The 7,113-nt window shown below is 31.9% G+C and carries 5 protein-coding genes; 1 reads left to right on the plus strand and 4 read right to left on the minus strand.

What is annotated here, in order from left to right; all coding sequences use genetic code 11:
* A partial coding sequence (thrA, locus tag QZ260_RS03105; RefSeq protein WP_295982615.1) for a bifunctional aspartate kinase/homoserine dehydrogenase I occupies window positions 1-1,944 on the minus strand: 1,944 nt, incomplete at its 3' end.
* Between the two features lie 344 nt (window positions 1,945-2,288).
* Here thrA and QZ260_RS03110 point away from each other — a divergent pair.
* A complete protein-coding gene (locus QZ260_RS03110) occupies window positions 2,289-3,839 on the plus strand; it encodes an NAD(P)H-hydrate dehydratase (protein WP_295982617.1) in 1,551 nt (516 codons plus the stop codon).
* 68 nt (window positions 3,840-3,907) lie between these two features.
* Here the strand turns inward: QZ260_RS03110 and QZ260_RS03115 are convergent, their stop codons facing one another.
* From QZ260_RS03115 to QZ260_RS03125, 3 genes are all read right to left on the minus strand, one after another.
* Window positions 3,908-5,281 (minus strand): TlpA disulfide reductase family protein, encoded by a 1,374-nt coding sequence (locus QZ260_RS03115; RefSeq protein ID WP_295982619.1) that lies wholly within the window; start codon window positions 5,279-5,281, stop codon window positions 3,908-3,910.
* 92 nt (window positions 5,282-5,373) lie between these two features.
* The gene (locus QZ260_RS03120) at window positions 5,374-6,228 is read right to left on the minus strand and encodes a substrate-binding domain-containing protein (RefSeq protein ID WP_295982622.1); all 855 of its coding nucleotides are present in this window, start codon (window positions 6,226-6,228) and stop codon (window positions 5,374-5,376) included.
* Window positions 6,229-6,244: 16 nt separating this feature from the next.
* The gene (locus tag QZ260_RS03125) at window positions 6,245-7,111 is read right to left on the minus strand and encodes a nucleoside phosphorylase (RefSeq protein ID WP_295982624.1); all 867 of its coding nucleotides are present in this window, start codon (window positions 7,109-7,111) and stop codon (window positions 6,245-6,247) included.
* Between the last annotated feature and the right edge of the window lie 2 nt (window positions 7,112-7,113).

Below are 7,113 nucleotides of genomic sequence, written 5' to 3' on the forward strand. Positions count from 1 at the left end.
ATCATTAAAATTATTAAAAACAAAGTTTAAACTCCCGGATAATACCGCTTGAATGGAGTTGACTTTATCGCCAGAAGCAATCAAATTATTCAACGTATCAATTACTGGTAATCCAGCACCAACATTCGTTTCAAATAAGAAAGGTGCATTATATTTTAGAGACAATCTTTTTAATTCTTTATAATTATTATAATCACTTGAACAGGCAATTTTATTGCAAGCAACAATAGCAATACTTTGTCTTAAATACTGAGCATACAAATCGGCAATATCCTTATTTGCGGTTACATCAACAAAAATACTGTTACGCAAATTCAAAGCTTTAGTGTTTTCAAAAAAGTCTTGTAAAGATGCTTTTTCCCCTTTAGCCAACCGCGTTTTCCAGTCTTTTAGATTAAGACCAGTTTCGTCAAATATCATAGTTCTCGAATTTGAAAGGCCAGCAACTCTAATGTTTATTTTTAAGTGGTCTTTTAAATATTTATTTTGTTGTTTTATTTGTTCAACTAGGCGTTCTCCAACGTTTCCAACACCAGTTATGAAAACATTTAGCTGTTTTGTTTTTGATTCAAAAAATTGCTCATGTAATGTGTTAAGTGCTTTCTTTACATCTTTCTCATCAATAACAGCAGTTATGTTTTTTTCTGAAGCACCTTGGGCAATAGCTCTGATATTAATATTGTTTCTTCCCAAAGTACTAAACATTTTACCACTAATGCCTTGGTGGTTTTTCATATTATCACCAACCAATGCTATAATTGATAATCCATTTTCAATAATAATAGGTTCTATTTTGCCTAAAGCAATTTCATTTTCAAAAACAACATCAATAGCTGCTTTTGCTGCCTGAGCATCTTTTTCATCAATACCTAAACAAATAGAATGTTCTGAGGAGGCTTGGGTAATCATGATTACATTTATCTTTTCTTGAGATAAAGTTTCAAATAATCGCTTTGAAAACCCTGGAATACCTACCATTCCTGTTCCTTCTAAAGTTAACAAGGCAATATTGCTAATATTACTGATACCTTTTACAGGAGACAAAGACTTCGTGTCTTCATTTGAAATTATTGTACCGACAGCATCAGGATCTAATGTGTTTTTAATATGAATTGGTATATCTAAACTCAATACAGGTTGCACGGTTGGAGGATATAAAACTTTTGCCCCAAAATGAGATAATTCCATAGCCTCTTGATAGGATATTTTATCAATAGGGTAGGCCTGTTTTACTAATTTAGGATTCGTAGTAAACATACCGCTTACATCTGTCCAAATTTCTAATTGCTCAACATGTAACGCCGCCGCAATAATGGCAGCAGTAAAGTCTGAACCACCGCGACCAAGCGTTGTTTGTTCTCCAGTTTTAGACTTTGAAATAAATCCGGGAAGTATCGTAATTTGTTGTGAAGCTGATTTGAAATAATCTTGAATATTCTTATCGGTAATCTTATAATCTACTTCTGCTTTTGTGAAATTTGAATTTGTAATAATCAACTCATGTGAGTTCTTTCGTTCGGCAGAAAGCCCTCTGTTTTTCATAGTTTCTGCTATGATATAAGAAGACAACAATTCGCCATAACTCACTAATTTATCTGATGTTTTAGGAGATAATTCGTTAATCAAATAAATACCCTCCAGTAAACTATATAATGCGCTTAGTCTATCATCAATATAGTTTAAAATACCTTTATTATTGGTAGGATTTAATTCCTTTATAATAGTGTAATGCCTTTCTTTGATACCTGAAAAAGTATCAACAAATGCACGATCTTTACTTTGTGCCTGTTTACCGGCCAAAAGTAATTTATCTGTAATACCACCAACAGCCGAAACCACACATACTATAGCATCAGTTTCACCATAGTTTTCTAAAATATTGATGACGCTATTTATATTTTTAGAAGAACCTACCGAAGTTCCCCCGAATTTTAAAACTTTCATGTTTTAATGTCTTGTATAATTAAAAATAATGCTTGAAATGATGTGATTTTTGAAATCACAAAAATAGTCTGCGGAATATATATAACTAGTAACCCCAAAGGGTTGTGATATTTGTAGTTGTAGCAAAAATAGACACCGTTTCTTTTAATAAAAAAGAAACTGAAGTACGTCTGTTTTGGCTGAAATGATTCATTATTGTTATATAATACACTCCAAAAGTATTACATTTAACCTAATAAAAAAACTAAAATATTTTTTTTACAATATTCTTACCTTCTATGACTATTCGTTTAAAAAAAACGACTAATTGTAATAAGAAATGAAAAATCTATAATTGCGTATACATGAAAGTATTTTCTAAAGAACAGATTTACGAAGGCGATAAGCTAACCGCAGAAAAACAAAACATCGCATCTACCGATTTAATGGAGCGTGCAGGGACCCAAATTTTTGATTGGATACACAAGCGAATGCAAGGTGCTCAAGTTCCCATTCATGTGTTTTGTGGCATTGGTAATAATGGAGGCGATGGACTTGTTTTGGCGCGCCATTTAATAACCCATGGCTATAATGTTAATACATTCATTATTAATTGTAGTGATAAGCGATCAAAGGATTTTTTGGTGAATTATGATCGTATTAAAAACGTTACCAAAGAATGGCCAGTGCTTTTAAGTTGCGCTGAAGATTTTCCAGAAATAAAGCCAGATGATATTATTGTTGATGCCGTTTTTGGTATTGGATTAAATAGACAGGTAGATGTGTGGGTAAAAAAATTATTTATGCATTTTAGAGAAAGTAAAGCATTTACTCTAGCTATTGATATTCCTTCTGGACTTTTCTTAGATAAACCCGCAACAGATGAAAATGCGGTAGTTTGGGCTGGTTTTACTTTAAGTTTTGCATCTCCTAAATTAGTTTTCTTTTTACCTGAAACAGCTAAGTATACTGTGCAATGGGAAGTTTTAGATATTGGTTTAGATCAAGAATTTTTATTTACAACACAAACTGAAGTTGAATTAATTGGTAAGCTCGAAGTGCTCCCTAATTATATTCCAAGAGAAAAATATTCGCATAAAGGTCAATTTGGTCATGCGCTAATTATTGGTGGAAGTTACGGGAAAATAGGTGCCGTTACTCTAACGAGTAGAGCCGCTTTATCTGCTGGTGCAGGATTAGTAACTGCTTATATTCCAAAATGTGGATATCATGCATTACAAGCATCTTTTCCAGAGGCTATGGTTATTACCGATGTTGATGAAGAAAAAATTACATCTATTAAATTTGATATTGAACCAACCGTAGTTGGTTTTGGAATAGGAATAGGGACCGACACAAAAACTGCCAGTGCTTTTGGAGCCTTTTTAAAAATAAATAAAGCACCATTAGTAATAGATGCTGACGGTATAAATTTACTTTCCAAAAAGAAAACCTTATTGAAATTATTACCAGAACAAACTGTTTTAACCCCACATCCAAAAGAGTTAGAACGTTTAATAGGCGCTTGGAAAAATGATTTTGATAAATTGAAAAAAATAAAAACTTTTTCAAAGAAACACAAAGTCATAGTAGTTATTAAAGGCGCCAATACCATTACTGTTTTTGAAGACAAACTTTATGTAAATACTACAGGAAACCCAGGGCTTTCTACGGCTGGAAGTGGAGATGTATTAACGGGTATTATTACAGGTTTGATTTCACAAGGTTATAGCCCTTTAGTGGCCGCTATCTTTGGTGTTTATTTACATGGAAAATCTGCGGATATAGCTGTTGAAGATTACGGTTATCAAAGTTTAATTGCTAGTCATGTTATTGATTATTTAGGTGAGGCCTATATCGATTTATTTAAACAACCGGAACCCTCACAACAAGAAGAAGAAAAAGAAGCTGAATAAAAACCGCAAAATGAATAAAACAAAAAAGCCGCAATTAGCGGCTTTTTATAGTTGTCAAATATTTTTTATTAAATACTTAATTCAGTAAATAAATCAATAAGTTCTGAACTTGAAGGTCTCGGTGCGTTAGAATCAACAATATTACCTTCAGTATCAATTAATAAGAATCTTGGAATGCCTTGAATTTGATAATCTTTTACAAAAGCCGAATTCCAGTCATTATCAGCAAATAATTGTATGCCACCTAATTCTTTTTCATTTACCATAGTTTTCCATTTTTTATGGTCGCTAGCTTTGTCAATTGAAATACTTACAAATTCAATGTTTTTTCCGTGATACTTTTCTTCTACTTCTTTCAAAAACGGAATTTCTCTCTTACATGGTCCACACCAAGTTGCCCAAACATCGACATAAACATACTTTCCTTTTAAATCATCAAGAGATGTTTTACCTCCAGCATAATTTTCATAACCAACAAATTTAGGAGAGGGTCTACCTTTAGTTAACCCCATTAAATTATTATACTTTTCAGTAATTATGGCGTTGTTTTTCTTGTTTGTGGAGCTTTTAGTAAAAATATTGTAAAAACCATCAATATCTTTAGAATAAGACATGTTGTAATTTGCATAATCAAATAATAATGAATTTTTTATAGTTTCATTTTCAATAGCACTTGCTGTTTTTAGGAAAGCCATATCATAAGCGATAGAATCTTTTTCACTCAATTTATTTGCCTTATCACCATAATGATCTGAGACTAAACCTTTGTAGTTACCAGAAAATTCAAAGTCTTCAACATTAGAATAATCTATACTCTTAACATCTTTTAAAAAGTCATCGGAAACTTTAAAATCTTCATTCTTAGTGAAATATTTATGCGCTCTTTCAAATTCATTTAATTTGCTTAGATAGGCATAGTGCAAGTTCTTTTTCTCTTTAGCAACAAATTCAGTAGGTAAACCTTCAGAATTATTTAATAATTCTTCTTGAGAATTTTTAAACGCCATCATTCGTTCTAAATACATATCTTCTTCTAATGAGTATATTTCTTGGTTCTTTTTAGAGAGCTCTTTTTCTACTTTTCTTTTAGCAACCAGATAATTATTGATTTCAGAACCAACTCCAGATATCGCTATAGTGTTATCAAAATCACTAGCATCATAAGTTATATTTAAATTATTACCAGGTTCAATATTTAGGAATATAGGGTTTGTTCCATCATAAAGTATATATGAACTGATATCTGTGCTTAGCGTATCGGTAAAGGTTCCATCTGCAGTAACAGAAAGTGTTTCTTTAAATGTTCTATCCTCGCTGTTTATAGTTAAATCTCCAGCTTGCTTATTGGCTATTTTGCCAGAAATAATGGCATAATCAAGCTTTGCTTCTGTTTTACATCCAATTAATGCTATTGCAAAAGCAATAAAAAGTAGTTTTTTCATTTTTTTATTTATTTAAGTTCAAAAATAGGGAATTGCGATACTGCTCCAATTTATTTTGATAAATTATTAACATTTCGCGAAAAGCAAAATGACTAGAGCTTTTGTGTTAATTTATTATAATCAACAATCTCAGGGATAATATTCAAAGCAAATAGCTCCTTTTGAACATTCATAATGGTTTTTTCATCAATTAACTCTTGAGACCACTCTGTAATATTCAGCCATTCTCGCACATCTTCGATTTGTTGTTCGTAGCGATTAGCGATTGATTTGTCAATACTGGGTATATCTTTAAAATCTGCAGTTGTGTTATTGATAATATCTAAAATAGTTTTTAAATCCTTTTTATTAGATTTTATAAAATTTTCTCTTACAGCAATAACAAAACAAGGCCACGGAGAAGGGCAATTATCAATGCGTCTAAACGTTCCATTGTCGACTAAAGGTTTTGTTGTAAATTTTTCCCATAAAAAATAATCAGCATTACCTTCTGTTAAACCTTCAACAGCACCATCCAAATTTTTTATGACTTCAAAATCTAAATCTTTTTCTAAATTCCAATCATTATTTTCAGCGTTTATATATGCCATTAGGTGAGATCCAGATCCATATCGGCTAATAGCAGCTTTGGTACCTTTTAAGTCTTCAACCGTTATGTAATTGGAATGATTTGCTACATGAACACCCCAAACAAGTGGTGTTTGCACAAAGGTTTGCACAATTTTACTTGGATTACCGTCAATAATATCTTTTATGATACCTTCAGTTAAAATAACAGCAATATCAATATCCCCATTGCGCAGTGCTTTACACATAGCGCCTGTGCCACCGTAATAATCATGCCACCGCAAGTTGATATTTTCTTCTTTATATTCGCCATTTTTTAATGTTAAGTACCAGGCTAAATTGAAATGTTCTGGCACACCGCCAATGTTTACTTGCTTCATTAAATCAATCGGTTTATTATGTAATTTTGTTTAGCGTGTAAATAATTAAATTTTTAATAACTGTACCTGGATTTTTACTAAAAGTACCTAAAACCCTATTGGCTATAACTGCATTTAAGGAAATAGCTTCATGGCCCATTAATTTTGCTAAACCAAAAATAGCTGAAGTTTCCATCTCAAAATTTGCAATTTTGACACCGTTGAAGTTAAAATTATCCATTTTAGAATTTAATTCTTCATCTTGAATAGCTAGTCTGAGTACTCGACCTTGCGGCCCATAAAAGCCTCCAGCAGTTGCTGTTAAACCTTTATGCACCTTTTCGCTTTCAAATGTCTTTTCTAATTTAAGACTACCTTTTATTACTATTGGGTATGCTTTGTTGGGGTGCCAATTGGTTTGTTGAACAAAGGCTTCTTCAATATCAGTATTTCTAATGGCATCAATTTTATAAGAATGTAGCATTCCATTAATGTCAAGACCATGAGTGCTTACTATAAAGGAATCTACAGGAATATGGTCTTGTAAAGCCCCAGAAGTACCAATTCTTATAATATCCAGACTTGTGAGTTTGTCTTTTATTTGCCTTGTTTTAAAATCAATATTTACAAGGGCGTCTAACTCATTTAGTACAATGTCAATATTATCAGGTCCTATGCCTGTGGAAATTACAGTAATACGTTTGCCCTTATAAAGACCTGTTTGGGTTTTAAATTCCCGCTTTTGTGTTTCAAATTCAATAGAGTCGAAATGTGATGTTACCTTTTCAACACGATCTTGATCACCTACCAAAATGATAGTATTTGAAATATTTTGGGGTTTTAAATTTAAATGATAGATGCTACCATCTGGATTTAAAATAAGTTCAGATTCTTTAATTGACATTT

The organism is uncultured Algibacter sp. (assembly GCF_905480415.1).
Classification (GTDB): domain Bacteria; phylum Bacteroidota; class Bacteroidia; order Flavobacteriales; family Flavobacteriaceae; genus Algibacter_B.

Coding starts and splice junctions, on each gene's coding strand:
- QZ260_RS03110 (WP_295982617.1), top strand. CDS start 2,289: ATGAAAGTATTTTCTAAAGAACAGATTTACGAAGGCGATAAGCTAACC.
- QZ260_RS03115 (WP_295982619.1), bottom strand. CDS start 5,281: ATGAAAAAACTACTTTTTATTGCTTTTGCAATAGCATTAATTGGATGT.
- QZ260_RS03120 (WP_295982622.1), bottom strand. CDS start 6,228: ATGAAGCAAGTAAACATTGGCGGTGTGCCAGAACATTTCAATTTAGCC.
- QZ260_RS03125 (WP_295982624.1), bottom strand. CDS start 7,111: ATGTCAATTAAAGAATCTGAACTTATTTTAAATCCAGATGGTAGCATC.